Raw genomic sequence first — 15,665 nt, forward strand, 5'->3', positions numbered from 1 at the left:
CTTGGTTTCTAGTTTGTGGTTTCTAGTTTCTGGTTGTATCCGTGCGAATCCGTCAAACCCGTGTGATCGGTGGTCTATTAGTTCGTAAGAATCGCATTGCCAGCGCCGAATACACCACGGATCGACACTGAATCGGCGGACTTGCGCGGATACAACCAGAAACCAGAAATCGGAAACCAGAAACTAGAAGCCGGCCGCCAACCATAAACTAGAAACCAGAAACTAGAAACCAGATCGGGATGGAAGAAAAGTGAAGCCGTGGCCGTCTAATCAACGATTTATGGATGGCTACACTTATGGAGCAGCTCGCAATAATGAGCGAACGCCAAACAGAGGCTGAAACAATCGAGGCTTGCAAACAGGGTGACCGGGATGCCTTTCACGACCTGTTTGAAGCACACAAAGATCGGGTGTACACGATCGCGTTTCATTACAGCGGCGACGAGGCAATGGCGCGCGATGTGTGCCAGCAGGTCTTTCTGAAGCTCTTCACGAGCATCAACCAGTTTCGCGAGGACTCACAGTTCACGACCTGGCTCTATCGCATAGTAGCTAACGCGTGCGCCGACGAGCACCGGAAGCGAAAACGGTTCGTGCCGTTCAGCCCCGAGATCGAGGCGAGGAATATGGTGGCGAAGGGATCTCAAGAGGAAGCCTATAACAAGAGACAGGTGGCCGAGTCGGTTCGCGGCGCGATCGCCGAGCTGACACCGAAGCTGCGATTGCCGATCTTGCTCAAATATGTAGAGGGGCTGTCGTACGACGAGATAGCGGAATCGCTCGGGCTCTCCATAGGCACGGTATCCTCGCGGCTTAATCGGGGACACAAGATGCTGGCGCGCAAGCTGGATCATCTGCGCGGCGAGTTGGCAGCAGGGGAATGAAGATGTTTACAAAGCATGTGATCAAAAAACTATCGGCATACTGCAACGGCGAGTTGCCGGCTCAGGAGGCGCGCGGCGTGCGCGAACACCTGCTGGCGTGTGAGCGATGCCGCAACCAGCACGGCGAAATAAAGCTCGGTATGCAGTTGGCGCAGCAGCTCCCGCCGGCAACGGCTCCGGCCGGGATGTGGAGCGAGATCGAGGCGTTGTTGGATGAGCGTTCGCCTCGGCCGGACTTCCAACCGAAGGCTCCGAGGCTTGCCTTCGGCTTCAGTTGGTTTCGCGTTGCCGCTGCCACCGCCGTGCTCCTGGTCGCGGTGACGATTGGATTGATGTGGTTCAATTACGCTCCGGGAGTTAAGTGGCCTGTTGAAAGTTCCGGGTCGGTACGAATCGATGGCAACCACATCAGTGACAAGGGGAGCATTGCCGCCGGCGAAACGCTCGAGACCGACAATTCATCGCGAGCACGGATCACGATAGGCGTGATCGGAGAGGTTGAACTGGATCCGAACTCGCGCATACGACTGGTGCAGACTCGACTCACGGAACATCGTCTCGCGCTCGATCGTGGCCGAATGAGCGCGAAGATCACAGCGCCGCCACGGTTCTTCTTCGTCGACACGCCCTCAGCGGTGGCGATCGACCTCGGCTGCGCGTACACGTTCGAGGTGGACGATGCGGGTCGAAGCTTCTTGCACGTCACTTCAGGTTGGGTCGAGCTGGTTGGCAATGGACGTGAGTCGTACGTCCCGATCGGCGCGATGTGTGAGGCGCGGCTTGGATTCGGGCCGGGGACGCCCTACTTCGACGATGCTTCTGAAGATTTCGTGCGCGCGCTCGAGAAGTTCGATTTCGAAGGCGGCAGCCATTCAGAGTTCAGCACAGTGTTGAAAGAGTCTCGCGAGCGCGACACGTTCACGTTGTGGCATCTGTTATCGCGGGTCGAGGGTGACCGGCGAGTTCAGGTGTTAAACCGGATGATCGAGCTGGTCGGTTTGCCGAACGGCGTGACGCGAGAAGGAACGCTGCAGCTCGATCCGAAGACGCTCGAAGCCTGGAAGGATGAGATGGACACGGTGTGGTTCTAGAATATGACCCGAGGTAGACGATTGCGGAAACACTCGGCTTGGATAGCCGGCGCGCTGCTCATCCTGCTGATCATTTCAAACGTCCACCACCTCTCACGCTCGGGCAAGCCCGCTGACCAAAATCGCGGAGCACCGCCCGCAAGCGAATCGTTAACGCCGATCGTCGAGCAGTACGCGCCGTTCGTCTACGCTGAGACGGGCAAAAGCGGCGGCCGGCAGGACGTCATCTCGAACATTGACTTCGACGGCGATCTCGAGGGCAACAACAACTGGGAGAACTTCGATCGTTTCGTGCTGAAGCCAACTGTCTACTACGCCGTTCTGGAAACCGAGACTCATTACTTCATCGCGTATCACTTGTTTCACCCGCGCGATTGGAACCGCTTCACCGTGTGGCTGAACGACACTCACGAAAACGACGGCGAGAACTTTCAGGTGGTCGTCCGTAAGAGTGACGGTCGCGTTGTGCTGCTGTGGACCCAGGCTCATTACCGCAGCAGCGTGTACACGATTTCCGGCTCAGGCATCGAGTCTGGCGCGACACGAATGGCAGGCCAGTTTCAAACCGTCGACTCGAACAGTGTGCCGAGCGACGAGGGAACTCACGCTTGTGTATTCGTGGAAGCGGAGGGTCACGGCATCTATGGAACGCTGGACTCGGACAGCGAAGTGCGCGTGAACGCGGACGGCACTTTCGGCTTCAAAGGCGGGATCGGTCTGCTGTTCCGCCCGGCGCGAGCGGGTGAAGAGGTGAAGGAGCCGGAGAACACAAGCTCAGGTCAGGTCGCTTATCAGCTCGATTCAACAACGATGAAGCTGTGGCCGTTGCTTCGAGATGGAAGATTGACCGGCGACGGCAAGCTGCTCGACGGGTCATATCGTTATCAGGACGAGCTTGTAGACATCGAAGAGGTCCCGCGCTTTTACGATGGGAACCGATTCAGCGGGCCGTTCGGGAGCGATCGAGGCATCTCCCCCTTCGCTCTTGATTTTTCGTTCGATCGCGGAACGCTGGGCGCGCTGTTCTTCAACCCGGCGAAGCGATACGCTGAAGCGCTGAAGATCACTGGTCCGTGGTCACATGAATATACCAACTATCCGTTTGCGAGATGATCGGTGCGAATCCGTCAAACCCGTGTGATCGGTGGTCTATGAGTTCGGAATAATCACATTGCCAGCGCCGCATAGACCACAGATGACGCTGATTCGGCTGATTTGCGCGGATACCTTCCTAAGGCTCCTGCCTGAGCCGCCACGGCGGATTCAGCCTGTTCTCTCCGGCATAGTAAAGGCAAATCAGGTTGCCATCGGGATCTCGCAGATAAGCCTCACGCCAGTGCCAGTGTTGGTCTGTTGGTTCGGACTCGAACCGGATACCTCTTTGCTTAAGCTCGGCGACTTTCTCATCGAGGTTCTCGCATTCAAAGTAAACGACTGGCTTTTCTCCCGGTGCGACTGCATCCACGACATGAATTGAAAAGGTCGCGTCGCCATCGGGACAAACGAAGCGAGCGTAGCTGGGCAAGCTGGCGACGATCTGAATCAGCCCGAGCTGCTTATAGAACTGGACTGATCTAGCTACGTCGGTTGATGGGACGGTGACCTGATTGAGATTCATGCGATAGACGTCCAAACCCTCGCCGCTGATTTTGATTCTGGTCCTAACATAGCCTCTCGTTGGGCGGGTGACAAACAAACCGGTATGAGCTCATTGAAGGGGAACTATTCGCGTCTCGCTCACCAGCCTCACACACCAAAGCGTCTCCGGTAACCTGTTCCGCAGCGTTGACGGTTACCTGATTCAGAACCCAATTGGCAGGCTATGGCTTACGCCGGGAGTTATCTTCAGCGAGTTCAGCGGTGTGATCCCGGATCTGGTTTTTGTGCGCCACGAGCGGCTCACAACTCAAGTGTTGCTAAGGCAATGATTCAGAAGCGGTGAGCCTTTGCCTAAGTAGCTTACTGACCTGGAGACTCATATTATCGTGTTTGATAAAGGCAGGCTTGAAGATGGCTTCCAGTTGGCGCTCGATGCGATCGAGGCGTACTTCCACCGAATCAATCCGCTGGTCGAGTCGCTTCTCCACTTCTTCAACTCGGGTCTCCACCGAATCGAATCGCGCGTCGAAGCGCTTACCTAGTTCTTCAACTACTCGCTCGGTATTCCGCTGGTTGAGCCACGAAGCGCCGAAGATGGAGAGCACCAGTGCAAACACGGTGATCGCAGCGGAAAGGATCGCAATGCCTTGACTCATACGGCGCTTAGTATACTGGAATCTGAAGTCCTTGACTACGCTTTGAGCCGCGAGGTATAAGCCTTCTGACGACATTGTTGGAGAGTTCCCCATGAAAACACTGCTGCTCAACCCGCCTTCATTCCCCAATTTTGATGGAGGCGCCGGTTCGCGCTGGCCCGCTGCGCGTGAGATCGCGTCGTTCTGGTATCCGGTTTGGCTGACGTATCCAGCGGGCATGATCAAAGACAGCCGGTTGCTCGACGCGCCGCCTCACGGGGTCACCCCGGAGGAGACGATAGAGATTGCGAAAGGGTACGACTTCGTCGCTCTTTACACCAGCACGCCGGGATGGAAGAACGATGTGCGGCTCGCCGAATTAATGAAGGCCGCGAAGCCCGATCTCAAACTCGCGTTCGTCGGGCCGCCGGTCACTTCGCAGCCCGATCAGGCGTTGACTGCATCCGAGGCGATCGACTTCGTGGTCAGGAAGGAGATCGATTACTCACTCAAGGAGTTCGCTGAGGGGAAAGAGCTCGATGATATTCAAGGCGTGAGCTATCGAAAGGATGGCCGCATAGTTCACAACGTGGACCGGCCGCCGCTTCACGATCTGGACACGCTGCCGTTCGCGTCGGACATTTACAAACGCGACCTGGACATCACCAGGTATAACGTTCCGTTTCTGCTTAACCCTTACATCTCGTTTTACACGTCCAGAGGCTGCCCGGCGCTTTGCACGTTCTGCCTTTGGCCGCAGACGATTAGCGGGCATGCGTGGCGCACACGAAGTCCCGAGAACGTCGCCACCGAAGTCAAACGCGCGTGGGAGCTGTTCCCTAACCTTCAAGAGATTTTCTTCGACGATGACACTTTCGCGTGGGCGAAGAACCGAACGATCGCGGTGTGTGAAAAGCTAAAGCCGCTCAAGACGACCTGGTCGTGCACCTCGCGAGTACACACCGACTACGAGACGCTCAAGGCGATGAAGGAAGCCGGCTGCCGCTTGCTGATCGTAGGCTTCGAGTCCGGCGATCCTCAAATACTAAAGAACATCAAGAAAGGCGCGACCGTCGAGCAGGCTCGCGAGTTCATGAAGAATTGCAAGAAGCTCGGCATAGTCGTTCACGGCGACTTCATCATCGGCCTCCCGGGTGAAACGCCCGAGACGATAAAGCGCACAGTAAAGTTCGCCGAGGAGATTGATTGCGAGACGATTCAAGTTTCAATCGCCCACTCCTACCCTGGCACTGAGCTCGACGACTATCTCAAGAAGAACAACTTCTTCACCCAGATCGAGGATATGACCGACGAGATGGGCCACCAGCTTCCGACTATTCACTATCCGGGTCTGAGTCGTGAAGAGATCGTGCAGGCGGTCGAGCACTTCTACGATCGCTATTATTTCCGCCCGAGGATTATCTTCAGGATCGTTCGCCGCGCGGCATTCAACGGGCACGAACGCAAGCGCCTGTACAAGGAAGCGAAGGAGTTTCTCCAGCTTCGCGCGAAACGGAAAGAGTTCGTAGCAGCGCAAGCCAGCAGATGATCCGCCAGTCATCAGGTTCGACAGCACAATCTAGCGCTGCCTCTCGAAGTAGAGGCAGCGCTAGCGCGCTTTTGCCTGAAACTCGCATCGACAACACCTCGCGCGGAGGCGCCGCAAAGCAACGACGGTTGATCGTCAACGCTGATGATTTCGGCATCTCCGCGGAAGTCAACGAAGCAGTCATTCGCGCGTTCAGGGAAGGCGTGCTGACCAGCACCAGCCTTATGGTGACCGGCGCCGCGTTCCAGCAGGCGGTCGACCTTGCGAAGGAGAATCCAGGTCTCGCAGTGGGGATTCACCTGGTCACGGTCGTGGGAAAAAGCGTGCTTCCGCATTCGGAGATTCCGGCGCTGGTCGATAAACAGGGGAACTTCTCAAACAACTCGACGCTGGCCGGGCTGAAGTACTATTTCTCCCGGCGGGCGCGCCGCGAGCTGAGAAAAGAAATCGCCGCGCAGTTCGAGAAGTTTCACTCGACGGGCTTGCCGCTTTCGCATATCGACGGACATCTTCATCTGCACGTGCATCCGGTGATCTTCAACGCCGCGCTCGAACTAGGCGCGAAATACGGCGCGCGGCGTATGCGAGTGCCCGCTGAAGAGCGGGAGCTCGCCCTTGCGTTTGATCGCACCAATGTTCTTCGGAAGACGATCCACGCGATGTTGTTTGGCGGGCTCGGGCGATACATGAAAAGGAACTTGCGCGCTAGCCGCTTCATCTTTCCGGAGCGGGTATATGGCAATCTTCAAAGCGGCAGAATGAGCGAGCAGTACTTTCTTTATGCGCTCGACAACCTTAGCGCCGAAACCAGTGAGATATATTTTCATGCGGCTGTTTATGCTGACGACAAACTGCTCAACGATGAGGAGCGTCAGTGTTCGATTGAGTTCGAAGCGCTGACGAGCAGAAAGGTAAAGGAAAAAGTGCACGAGCTTGGCATCAAGCTGACCAACTACTTTGAAACGGAAGCGACCCGATGAAGACAACTGCCGTGCTGATCACCGCAATCTTCGCGCAAGCCTTCGGCGATGTATGCCTGACCAAAGGAATGAAGGCGATAGCTTCGTTGGAGACGGGCGGCGGCGGTTTCTCCGAATCGCTCTCGCAAGTCTTGCATATCGCCCTTCAAGCAATGCAGAGCCCGCTGGTGTGGGTCGGCACGCTGCTGCTGATCGTGTTCTTCCTGCTGTTCTCGGCGGCGCTTTCGTGGGCGGATTTGAGTTTCGTGCTCCCGGCTACCGCGTTCGGCTACGTGTTGAACGTCGCGGCGGGTTATTACTTCTTAGGCGAATCAGTCTCAAACAGAAGATGGATGGGCGCCGTGATAATCACTCTAGGAGTTCTGTTCGTCTCGCGTTCCGGCGCTCGCGCGGCCGAAGCGCCAGGCGACCAGTTGCCAGCAGCAGGAGTTCTGGAATGATGACCGCGGTGCTGATTGCGCTCGTCGTACTTGGCGGTTCGGCGGGCGATGTGCTCATAACGAAAGGCATGAAGCAACTGGGCGAGATTTCAACGCTTCATGCCGGAAAGCTGCTTCGCATTGCTTGGCGCGCAATCACGAATCGATACGTTCTGACCGGCGTGCTGTTCATGGCAATAAGCTACTTCTCGTTCCTTGGGGCGCTGAGGCTTGCCGATCTGAGCCTCGTGCTTCCCGCAACTTCGATCAGCTTCGTCATCACGACGATCGCAGCACGGCTCTTCCTAAGAGAGACGATCAGCGCGACACGTTGGGCCGGCATTCTGCTGGTCTGCATTGGCGTCGCGCTGATCTCGATACCTTCGTAGCCCAGATAAACGTTGATACACGTTGCCTACATAGCGATCAAGGTCATCCTGGCCGGCTGCGCGCTGGCAGCCAACGTCTATTATCTATTGTCCATTGTCGCCGCGTTCAGATTCTTTTCAAGGCCCAGGCTGGATGACAGCGTCAATTTTCTACCGGTGACGATAATGATTCCGCTGCACGGGGCCGATTTCAAAGCATACGAGAACTATGCCCGGTTCTGCCGCCAGGACTATGCCCAATATCAAATCGTATTCGGCGTGCGCGACTCGCGTGACTCTTCGGTGCCAATCGTTCAAGAGCTAATCGCAAATTTTCCTGATCGAGACATAGCCCTGGTCATCTCTGAAGAAACGATCGGGGAGAATCTTAAGGTGAGCAACCTTCACAACATGCTCGGGCACGTCAAGTACGAGCAAATTGTCATCGTCGACAGCGACATTCGAGTTAGCCGCGACTACCTGCGCAAGATTCTCGCGCCCCTTTCAGATGAGCGAGTCGGGCTGGTGACCTGTCTCTATCGCGCAGCGGAAACACCTGACTTCGCATCGAAGCTCGAAGCGGTGGGAATATCGACGGAGTTCGCACCGGGTGTGCTGATGGCGTGGATGCTGGAAGGGGTGAAGTTCGCGCTGGGGTCTACGATGGCGACGACGCGGACGAGGCTTGAAGCGATCGGAGGATTTCGAGCGCTTGCTGACTACCTCGCCGATGATTTCATGCTTGGCAATCTGATCGCGAAGTCCGGCTATGAGGTTTGTCTTTCTGATCACGTCGTCGAAACGGCGATGCAGCCCGCCGGCTTCACGGGGATGATGCGGCATCAGGTGCGATGGGCTCGCTCGACTCGGATCTCGCGGCCGGCAGGCTATCTCGGCTTGATCTTGACTTACGGGACTGCGCTGGCGCTGTTGAACGTGGCGGTCGATAACGCGTCGAGGTTCAGCCTATTGCTGCTCGCCACGACGCTGGTGGTGCGCCTGACGATGGGTTGGATGATAGGGGTGCATTGGCTTGGCGATAAGATTCTGAAGAAGTATTTTTGGCTTGTGCCGGTGCGCGATCTGCTGAGTTTCGCGATCTGGTGCTCGAGCTGGGTCGGCAAGAGAGTTGAATGGCGCGGGCGGCTGTTCGAGGTCGCCCGCAACGGAAAGATGATTCAGGTTGGAAGAGAGGAAACCCACGCTACGCAAGTTCATTCTTCGTGACGCGTCTCCAATAGACAGCAACACAAGAATGGGACACTACCACTCTTGACCGAGCACAATCGTCCGGCTACACTCGATCTGGCCTTCAGTACGTAAGTCGCTAGAGGAGCGCCGATGCGCAAAGAAGCAGAGGTGAAGAAAATCAACCTGAGACCGTCGCTGCGTCCCAGACGCGAGATCACATCGCGCAAGGAGGAACTGCAGCGGTTTCGGAGCATCGAGGAGTGGAGGCGCGCCCACTTTGAAGAGTTCAAGAAAACCCACCCCAAGGTCCGCAATCCGCATTGAGTGCTACGTTCCAGAACGCCTTGACCAGGATGCTTACAACATAGCCTTCGACTGGCTGTCTTCATCATCGAGTGAAGATAGAGTCTGGATGGATGGCGATTTTCACCTTGGTTAGTGCCGCGTTTCCTTCTGCCTGGAACCCCAATGTTGGTTTGTACTCCAAGAATGCATTAACCGAGAAGAGCCAAACGCGATTATGCTGTGGCCTGATGACGGGCCGCGAGCTGACCGCATGCAGCCGAGATGTCTTGGCCTCGCGGACGACGGATGAACGAAGGCAAGCCGGCATCGGTCAGGATCTTCTGAAAAGCGAGTATTCGATCCATCGGCGAGGAGGCATAAGGAAGTTCCGGCGCCGGATTGTGCGGAATCAAATTCACCTTCGCTCGAATGCCCGACAGCAACCGCACGAGCTCGCGGGCTTGTTGATCGTTGTCGTTTATTCCATCCAGCATCACGTATTCGAATGTCAGTCGCTCGCGCTCGCTCAATGGATAACGGCGGCACGATTCGATCAACTCACTCAGCGGGTACTTGCGATTGATCGGAAACAAACGGTCGCGAATCTCGTCGTTGGGCGCCGTCAACGAAATAGCCAACCTCGGCCTGACTTCTTCCTTTGCAAGATCGTGGATTCGCGGAACTATTCCGGCCGTTGAAAGAGTCACGTAACGGGGCGCGATCGCCAGGCCTTCCTGGGCGGCGAGCAAGCGCACAGCTCTGATCACCTGGTCGTAGTTCAGCAGTGGCTCGCCCATTCCCATCATCACTATGTTCGTGCGGTGCGGCACCGCGACTCCTTTGCCATAGACCTGATTCAGGACGATGATCACCTGGGAGACCATTTCGCCAGCCGTCATATTGCGCTTCAGTCCGAGAACACCGGTCATGCAAAAGCCGCAAGCAAGCGGGCAGCCGACCTGACTCGAAATGCAGATCGTGTCACGGCGCTCTTCGGGCATGAACACCGACTCGACTTCAGATCCATCGACGAGCCTTAAAAGGAATCGGCGCGTTCCGTCTGACGATAGAAACACGCTTTCGATTTGCATGTTGGTAACGACCGCCGCCTCTCCCAGAATGCGCCGGAGAGTCTTGGGCAGATCGGTCATTGAATCCACGTTCGTAATTCGGCGACGGTAGATCGCGTCGTGAAGCTGCCGCGCGCGATAGGGTTTCTCGCCGAGCGCAACCATGAATTCGCGCAACCCGTCCTGGGTGAGACCAATCAACTCGGTTTGTGTGTCTTTTGTGACGCCGCTCATCGAAGGGATTATATGAACCCGCGCCTCGGATCAGCAAGAAGCTCATCTGCGAGACTGGGACATGTGAATATCTCTAACTCGGCATGCTATGCTGAGTTAGTTCAGACGATCCACCTCGGCTCCCTGAAAAACAGACCGTTTTTCGACGGCTGCTTTGCGGCCTAACCGCTGTCTTACGAGTGGCCGATGAGTGTAACCCATAAGGTTCATCAGTGTACTAAACGGGGCCTGTATTTGTGCGCGCAAAGGACGAACCCTTATCATGCATACATTTACGGCGTGGTATGCCATTTGCCAACCTCTTTGTGGATCGATGCAATCGTGGATCGATGCAATCGTGGATCGATGCAATCGTGGATCGATGCAATCGTGGATCGATGCAATCATGGAATCGATCAGGGAGGTTACTATGACAGTCAATTCATTTAGGCAAATGACGATCGCATCTGTTATTGGCGCGGCGTTACTCCTGGGGACAAGCGTCCAAGCGAGTGCGCAGCAAACCGATGAGCAGCGCCGACAACAGAAGGCTGAACGGAAACAACAACAACAGCAGCAGGCTCAGCAGCAGCAGAGCCAACAGCAACAACAGAAGGCTGCGCGAAAACAGCAGAACCAGACCCAGGCGCAGCAAGCGCAACAGCAGCAAGCGCAACAACAGCAGCAGCGCCAGGCCGCAAGAACTCAAAGGCAGCAGACACAGGCCCAGCAGGAGCAGGTTCTTCAGCAGCAGCGCCAGCAACAGAAGGCTGCACGGCAAGTACAGAACCAGGCCGAAGCGCAGCGTCAGCAGCAGCTAGAACAGCAACGTCAACAGCAGCTTCAACAACGGAGCGGTCAAGTCCAGCGCGGGACACGCCAGCAACAATCGCCGCAATTGGCGCAGGAGCGACAGCGTCGCGACGAACTAGGCCAGCGGCAGCGGCTGGATCAGTATCGGCAGCAACAGATTCAGCAGCAACGCCTCGATTCGCAGCGTCGGCAGATACTCGAGCGGGAACGCCGGGTTGCGCAGTTGCGTTATCAGCAGCGCTATTTCGATCGTCTGCGTCAGGATCAGGCCCGGCTGCAAAGCTGGAGCTACACCTACGCGCCTACACAGTATCGCTACAATCGCGGTGGCAGATACTACGAGGTAAATAACTATGGCGCAGACATGCTTCGGCAGGCTGTGAGGTACGGCTATGAGGAGGGCGTCCGCGCTGGCCAATCTGATCGAGAGGATCGTTGGCGCAACAACTATCAGGAGAGCTTCGCGTATCAGGACGCAACCGCCGGTTATAACGGGTACTATGTTGATCTACCCGAGTACCGCCACTACTTCCGCGAGGGTTTCCGGCGCGGCTACGAGGACGGCTTCAACGGCCGGTTCCGCTACGGCAGCAACTCGAACGGAGTGTTTAGCTTGCTAGGCAACGTTCTGCAGGGAATCCTTAATCTGCAGACCTACAACTACTAGTCTGCGATAGTGCAGACGTAAAGAGAGACGCCCGGCTCCGCTGATGGCAGCGAAGCCGGGCGTTTGTTTTTCAACGGCCGGTCACCGAGAACCATTCCCCGCTGACCTCGACTCTGTCGGGTGTGAGATTCCCAACCGACAGGTTGCGGCTGACCGCGAGGCCGCCCCACGAGGGTATCGCTGACGGTTTCGAAGCGGCTGTTGGCTACAAATCCAGTTCGGGTTGCGAACGATTATCGAGTCCACCTGCCGCTTGGGATTCTGACCGGACCTGCGTGGAAAAACTTCTCAGGCATCATCACGCCGTCCTTCTTGAACACCATTCCGTTCTTCATGACGAACTGCACGTTGCGCAACGCGTCGATGTCGCTGAGCGGGTCGCCCGCGACCGCGATCAGATCGGCGAAGAAGCCCGCTTTGATCGGACCGCGCTCCTTGATGATATCCGCCGCCTTGTAGCCGTTGATCGTCATCGCACGGAGGGTGTCCGCCGGGGGAATGCCGGCTGCTTTCCACGTCTCGATGAAGGCGATCGTCAGGTCACCGCGGCTCAACCAGTCGCCTGTCTTCTCGTCCTTCATACGCTCGTTCCAGTAGTCGAGGTCCGTCGAGAAGGTCAACGGCACTTTTTTCTCCCACGCGTCGCGCAGCTTGGCGACCACTTGTTTGAAGGCCGCCTCACTGCCCCGGTACTTTGTGAACGGCGTGTCGGTCCCCGCGAGGAAGATTCCCTTTTCGGCCATCTGCCGATGATGATCGGGCGTAAGCGCATTGCCGTGCGCGATGATGTAGATGCCGGCATCAATCGCGCGCTGCGCTCCCTCGGCTGTCTGAACGTGCCCTTCAACTTTGCAGCCGCCCTTCGCGGCCTCGCTGATGGCCAGCTTGATGTCCTCGACCGAGTAACCCCAGGGCTTGCAGTCGATGCACAGCTTGATCGCCCGGGCGCCGAACAGCATGTTCTCACGGATCGCGCGGACGATCTCGTCTGGGCTGTTCGCGTCGATGTATTCAGGAAAGACGATGTTGTGCTGCTTGTACATTTCCGGCGTCGGCCAGAACTGCCCGCCGGTGCTGCCGATGATAATTCCCGAGGGGATTATTGTCGGCCCCGGCAGCCAGCCTTGCTCGATCGCCTGTCGCAGCGCGGTATCCGCATAAAGCCCGTTGTTTCCCACGTCTCGAATGACGGTGAAGCCCGAGTTGAGAAGTTGAATGCCGTTCGAGGCGGCTTGAATCGCGCGCAACGCCGTCGAGTCCATGACGTAGGTGAGGTAGTAGTAGTTGTTCTCGGGCTGATCCTTGTAAGTCATGGCCATATGCGTGTGCGCATCGACCAGACCTGGAAGCACCGTGAGTTTTCCGAGATCGATGATCGTCGCGCCGGCGGGAATGGCGAGGTTGGGACCGACGGCGGTAATCTTCTCTCCCTGAATCAAGATCACCTGGTTAGCAGCGACTGTCCCGGTTTCAGGATCAATCAAACGTCCGGCCTTGATCGCGGTAATCGGCGCGGGCTGCGACTGCGCGGCCGCCTCAGCCAGTGGCATCGCCAAGATCAGACAGAATGCGGCTAGTCTCATTCTCATGATTTGCTCCTCGAGTCAGGGTTAAGAACTGGGTTATTCACGCAACGCCAGCCTTGTGCGCTGAATCGCGCTCGGCGCGATCATCGCGAGTTCAAGCGGACGTCTCTGCGGCAGTTGCCAAGCCACACCTTACTGGAACCGGCAGGAGTTGCTCAAGCACAGGGCAAGGCTCATTCACGACATTACGCTTGACAGACAACCGTAAATCAAAATAGGTTCACCATTCGCTCGAAGGATTCCAGCAGCCGCGCCCTGGGGAAAAGGGTATCGAACGAGTGGCTGTCACATCCGTTATCTCAAGCTTCGCCAGAAGACGGCGAGCAACCGACCCCACAAGGAGAGTGCTGAGATGGTAAATCTGACTGAGTTGTGGCTCCCGATCCTGTTGTCAGCGGTTGTCGTGTTCATCGCCAGTTCCATCCTTCATATGGCTCTGCGATACCACAAGAACGATTACTCGAAGCTGCCCAACGAGGACAAGGTGCTCGAATGCCTGCGCAATGAGGGTGTGGGTCCTGGCAACTACATGTTTCCTCACTCTACGAAGATGAGCGACCCTGAGACCATCGAGAAGCAAAAGAAAGGACCAGTCGGGACGATCAACGTGATATCAAGCGGCCCGCCCGCCATGAGTAAGTACCTGCTACTGTGGTTCATTTACTGCGTAGTGATCAGCATTTTCGTTGCGTACCTCGCCGGGAGCACACTCGCCCCGAAAGCGGAATACCTGAGAGTCTTTCGTGTGGCCGGGTGCGTGGCCTTTCTGAGCTATGCCGCCGGGCAGGCACAGGAATCGATCTGGAAGGGTCAGCGCTGGAGCACGACGATTAAGCAGATGTTCGACGGGCTGATTTACGGGCTGCTGACGGCAGGCGTTTTCGGCTGGCTCTGGCCTCGGTAGAGCCAGCCAGGTCGTCGTCCTTGGGTCGGTCTCAGGAAATCGCATCTATGCCGCTCTGAGCGTTATGTGAGTGATCTCGGGTGGCGCATTGATCCTGATAGGCGGTCCCGTTGTCCCGAGCCCGCGGTTCACGTAAAGGTGCGAGTCGCCGATCTTGAACAGACCCGCTAGAAACATCGTCGAAAAGCGAGCCGGAGCGATGATCAGGTCTCCGATGGTCAGCGCTATCTGACCTCCGTGTGTGTGGCCCGACAGCGTTAAGTCTATTCCAAACTTGGCGGCTAGAGGGAACAACTGCGGAGCGTGCTGAAGCAGAATCGTCGTGCCTTCCAACGACAGCTCGCTTAGAACATGATTGAGCGTGCTGGCGGTCGCTCTCGATGCGAACAGATAATCCACTCCGATGATATTTAGCTTTGCCCCGCCGATGTCGATGATCTCGCTTTTGTTTCTCAGCAGCTTGAAGCCGGCTCTCGTGAAGCGGCGCGCGAGCGCTTCCTCCGAGCGAGTGAACATGTCGTGATTGCCCAGACATGCGAACACACCGTACTTTGCCTCGAGCAATGTCATCGCGTTCATGAAGGGCTCAACCTGATCGCTGTGAGTAGCAACGAAGTCACCAGTCAACGCGATAACGTCGGGCTTGAGGCTGCTGGCGATGCGGGCGTACTCAGCCATCTGCGACTCTCGCATGAACATCCCCGAGTGAATGTCGCTGAGTTGAACGATAGTTAGCCCGTCGAGTTGAGGCGGAAGACCGGAGATCGGAACAAAGACTTTTTCAACAACCTTACGAGTGCGCGCTGCAACCGCGCCATAAGCCGCGATTGCAAACGGCATCGCGGCAATCGCGGTCAACGCCATCTGCAAGAACCGGCGGCGCGAAAGATCGAACACCTCCACCGTTACCCCTTCTTCCCTGGGATCGCTCTTCTTACGCCTGAAGAACTGGACGCCGGCAAAACAAGCCATCGCTATCGGAGCCGCCGCCGCAAAGAACAACGAACCGATTGTCCATACGAAGAACGTGTAAGCAAAAGGGCGAATCGTCGACTCGTATGCTGACGGCGGGGCATACAGGAGCAACCTGCGCGGAGTGACCAGTCCTTCGACAATGAAGAATACAAGAGGCACGTTCACGATCACCAAGAGAGCGACAGCGGCTGCGATCAGACTCTTTTCCTTCCTCGGGATTAGCTGCATCGACCGTATGATTCGCAGCATCGCCCGAAGCACATAAAGCTGGACCGCGACGAGCAGCAGCGCAAACACGGTACGCGCTCCGATAAGCAACAACGTTTGATCGGCGAGCGCTAAGAGTTGGGTGATTGCCGTGTGCAGATGGTTCAACGGGTACCTCTTGGGGGCGACTCCTTTGGTTTATGATACAGGCTGCGCTGCGCGCTTGAAA

Annotated in this window: 16 protein-coding genes; 11 read left to right on the forward strand and 5 right to left on the reverse strand. The window is 56.7% G+C overall.

Annotation, left to right across the window (positions count from 1 at the left end):
* Positions 1-284 precede the first annotated feature (284 nt).
* The 3 genes from AABO57_09615 to AABO57_09625 are packed head-to-tail and all read left to right on the forward strand — an operon-like array spanning position 285 to position 3,088.
* Positions 285-884 carry a sigma-70 family RNA polymerase sigma factor gene (locus tag AABO57_09615; protein MEK6285984.1) on the forward strand — a complete coding sequence of 200 codons (600 nt, stop codon included), beginning with the start codon at positions 285-287 and terminating at the stop codon, positions 882-884.
* A 2-nt stretch (positions 885-886) separates the two neighbouring features.
* Positions 887-1,975, forward strand: coding sequence for a zf-HC2 domain-containing protein (locus tag AABO57_09620; GenBank protein MEK6285985.1), 1,089 nt, complete (start codon positions 887-889; stop codon positions 1,973-1,975).
* 21 nt (positions 1,976-1,996) lie between these two features.
* Positions 1,997-3,088 (forward strand): hypothetical protein, encoded by a 1,092-nt coding sequence (locus AABO57_09625; GenBank protein MEK6285986.1) that lies wholly within the window; start codon positions 1,997-1,999, stop codon positions 3,086-3,088.
* A 118-nt stretch (positions 3,089-3,206) separates the two neighbouring features.
* Here the strand turns inward: AABO57_09625 and AABO57_09630 are convergent, their stop codons facing one another.
* Together AABO57_09630 and AABO57_09635 are read right to left on the reverse strand one after the other, a co-directional pair.
* Positions 3,207-3,593, reverse strand: coding sequence for a VOC family protein (locus AABO57_09630; GenBank protein MEK6285987.1), 387 nt, complete (start codon positions 3,591-3,593; stop codon positions 3,207-3,209).
* Positions 3,594-3,891: 298 nt separating this feature from the next.
* Positions 3,892-4,230: a hypothetical protein gene (locus AABO57_09635; GenBank protein MEK6285988.1), complete on the reverse strand. Its 339-nt coding sequence runs from the start codon at positions 4,228-4,230 to the stop codon at positions 3,892-3,894.
* Positions 4,231-4,321: 91 nt separating this feature from the next.
* On the opposite strand from AABO57_09635, the gene hpnJ reads away from it, so the two are divergent.
* The 6 genes from hpnJ to AABO57_09665 all read left to right on the forward strand — a co-directional run bounded on the left by hpnJ (position 4,322) and on the right by AABO57_09665 (position 9,040).
* On the forward strand, positions 4,322-5,758 hold the full coding sequence (gene hpnJ / locus AABO57_09640; protein ID MEK6285989.1) for a hopanoid biosynthesis associated radical SAM protein HpnJ: 1,437 nt from the start codon (positions 4,322-4,324) through the stop codon (positions 5,756-5,758).
* Between the two features lie 71 nt (positions 5,759-5,829).
* Positions 5,830-6,738: a hopanoid biosynthesis-associated protein HpnK gene (hpnK, locus tag AABO57_09645; protein ID MEK6285990.1), complete on the forward strand. Its 909-nt coding sequence runs from the start codon at positions 5,830-5,832 to the stop codon at positions 6,736-6,738.
* The gene (locus tag AABO57_09650) at positions 6,735-7,178 is read left to right on the forward strand and encodes an EamA family transporter (protein MEK6285991.1); all 444 of its coding nucleotides are present in this window, start codon (positions 6,735-6,737) and stop codon (positions 7,176-7,178) included. The genes hpnK and AABO57_09650 overlap by 4 nt, the downstream gene beginning before the upstream one ends.
* The gene (locus AABO57_09655) at positions 7,175-7,546 is read left to right on the forward strand and encodes an EamA family transporter (protein ID MEK6285992.1); all 372 of its coding nucleotides are present in this window, start codon (positions 7,175-7,177) and stop codon (positions 7,544-7,546) included. The genes AABO57_09650 and AABO57_09655 overlap by 4 nt, the downstream gene beginning before the upstream one ends.
* 12 nt (positions 7,547-7,558) lie before the next feature.
* Entirely contained in the window at positions 7,559-8,752 is a 1,194-nt protein-coding gene (gene hpnI, locus AABO57_09660; GenBank protein MEK6285993.1) for a bacteriohopanetetrol glucosamine biosynthesis glycosyltransferase HpnI, read from the forward strand.
* 114 nt (positions 8,753-8,866) lie between these two features.
* Positions 8,867-9,040, forward strand: a complete 174-nt coding sequence (locus AABO57_09665) for a hypothetical protein (protein ID MEK6285994.1) — start codon at positions 8,867-8,869, stop codon at positions 9,038-9,040.
* A 194-nt stretch (positions 9,041-9,234) separates the two neighbouring features.
* On the opposite strand, the gene rlmN is transcribed toward AABO57_09665, so the two are convergent.
* Positions 9,235-10,305 carry a 23S rRNA (adenine(2503)-C(2))-methyltransferase RlmN gene (gene rlmN, locus AABO57_09670; GenBank protein MEK6285995.1) on the reverse strand — a complete coding sequence of 357 codons (1,071 nt, stop codon included), beginning with the start codon at positions 10,303-10,305 and terminating at the stop codon, positions 9,235-9,237.
* A 409-nt stretch (positions 10,306-10,714) separates the two neighbouring features.
* On the opposite strand from rlmN, the gene AABO57_09675 reads away from it, so the two are divergent.
* Positions 10,715-11,764, forward strand: a complete 1,050-nt coding sequence (locus AABO57_09675) for a hypothetical protein (GenBank protein MEK6285996.1) — start codon at positions 10,715-10,717, stop codon at positions 11,762-11,764.
* A gap of 233 nt (positions 11,765-11,997) precedes the next feature.
* Here AABO57_09675 and AABO57_09680 read toward each other — a convergent pair whose 3' ends face one another.
* The gene (locus AABO57_09680; GenBank protein MEK6285997.1) at positions 11,998-13,353 is read right to left on the reverse strand and encodes an amidohydrolase family protein; all 1,356 of its coding nucleotides are present in this window, start codon (positions 13,351-13,353) and stop codon (positions 11,998-12,000) included.
* A 349-nt stretch (positions 13,354-13,702) separates the two neighbouring features.
* Between AABO57_09680 and AABO57_09685 the strand changes: the two genes are divergently transcribed.
* The gene (locus AABO57_09685) at positions 13,703-14,254 is read left to right on the forward strand and encodes a hypothetical protein (protein ID MEK6285998.1); all 552 of its coding nucleotides are present in this window, start codon (positions 13,703-13,705) and stop codon (positions 14,252-14,254) included.
* A 45-nt stretch (positions 14,255-14,299) separates the two neighbouring features.
* Here AABO57_09685 and AABO57_09690 read toward each other — a convergent pair whose 3' ends face one another.
* Positions 14,300-15,604 carry a metallophosphoesterase gene (locus AABO57_09690; GenBank protein MEK6285999.1) on the reverse strand — a complete coding sequence of 435 codons (1,305 nt, stop codon included), beginning with the start codon at positions 15,602-15,604 and terminating at the stop codon, positions 14,300-14,302.
* Between the last annotated feature and the right edge of the window lie 61 nt (positions 15,605-15,665).

The sequence above is a fragment of the Acidobacteriota bacterium genome, assembly GCA_038040445.1.
GTDB classification, from domain to species: Bacteria; Acidobacteriota; Blastocatellia; order UBA7656; family UBA7656; genus Onstottus_A; species Onstottus_A frigus.

Bases quoted from the DNA above. Each gene is read 5' to 3' on its own strand.
- AABO57_09685 (MEK6285998.1), top strand. From the start codon at position 13,703: ATGGTAAATCTGACTGAGTTGTGGCTCCCGATCCTGTTGTCAGCGGTT.
- rlmN (MEK6285995.1), bottom strand. From the start codon at position 10,305: ATGAGCGGCGTCACAAAAGACACACAAACCGAGTTGATTGGTCTCACC.
- AABO57_09675 (MEK6285996.1), top strand. From the start codon at position 10,715: ATGACAGTCAATTCATTTAGGCAAATGACGATCGCATCTGTTATTGGC.
- hpnJ (MEK6285989.1), top strand. From the start codon at position 4,322: ATGAAAACACTGCTGCTCAACCCGCCTTCATTCCCCAATTTTGATGGA.
- AABO57_09650 (MEK6285991.1), top strand. From the start codon at position 6,735: ATGAAGACAACTGCCGTGCTGATCACCGCAATCTTCGCGCAAGCCTTC.
- AABO57_09680 (MEK6285997.1), bottom strand. From the start codon at position 13,353: ATGAGAATGAGACTAGCCGCATTCTGTCTGATCTTGGCGATGCCACTG.
- AABO57_09615 (MEK6285984.1), top strand. From the start codon at position 285: ATGGCTACACTTATGGAGCAGCTCGCAATAATGAGCGAACGCCAAACA.
- AABO57_09635 (MEK6285988.1), bottom strand. From the start codon at position 4,230: ATGAGTCAAGGCATTGCGATCCTTTCCGCTGCGATCACCGTGTTTGCA.
- AABO57_09620 (MEK6285985.1), top strand. From the start codon at position 887: ATGTTTACAAAGCATGTGATCAAAAAACTATCGGCATACTGCAACGGC.
- AABO57_09630 (MEK6285987.1), bottom strand. From the start codon at position 3,593: ATGAATCTCAATCAGGTCACCGTCCCATCAACCGACGTAGCTAGATCA.
- AABO57_09655 (MEK6285992.1), top strand. From the start codon at position 7,175: ATGATGACCGCGGTGCTGATTGCGCTCGTCGTACTTGGCGGTTCGGCG.
- AABO57_09665 (MEK6285994.1), top strand. From the start codon at position 8,867: ATGCGCAAAGAAGCAGAGGTGAAGAAAATCAACCTGAGACCGTCGCTG.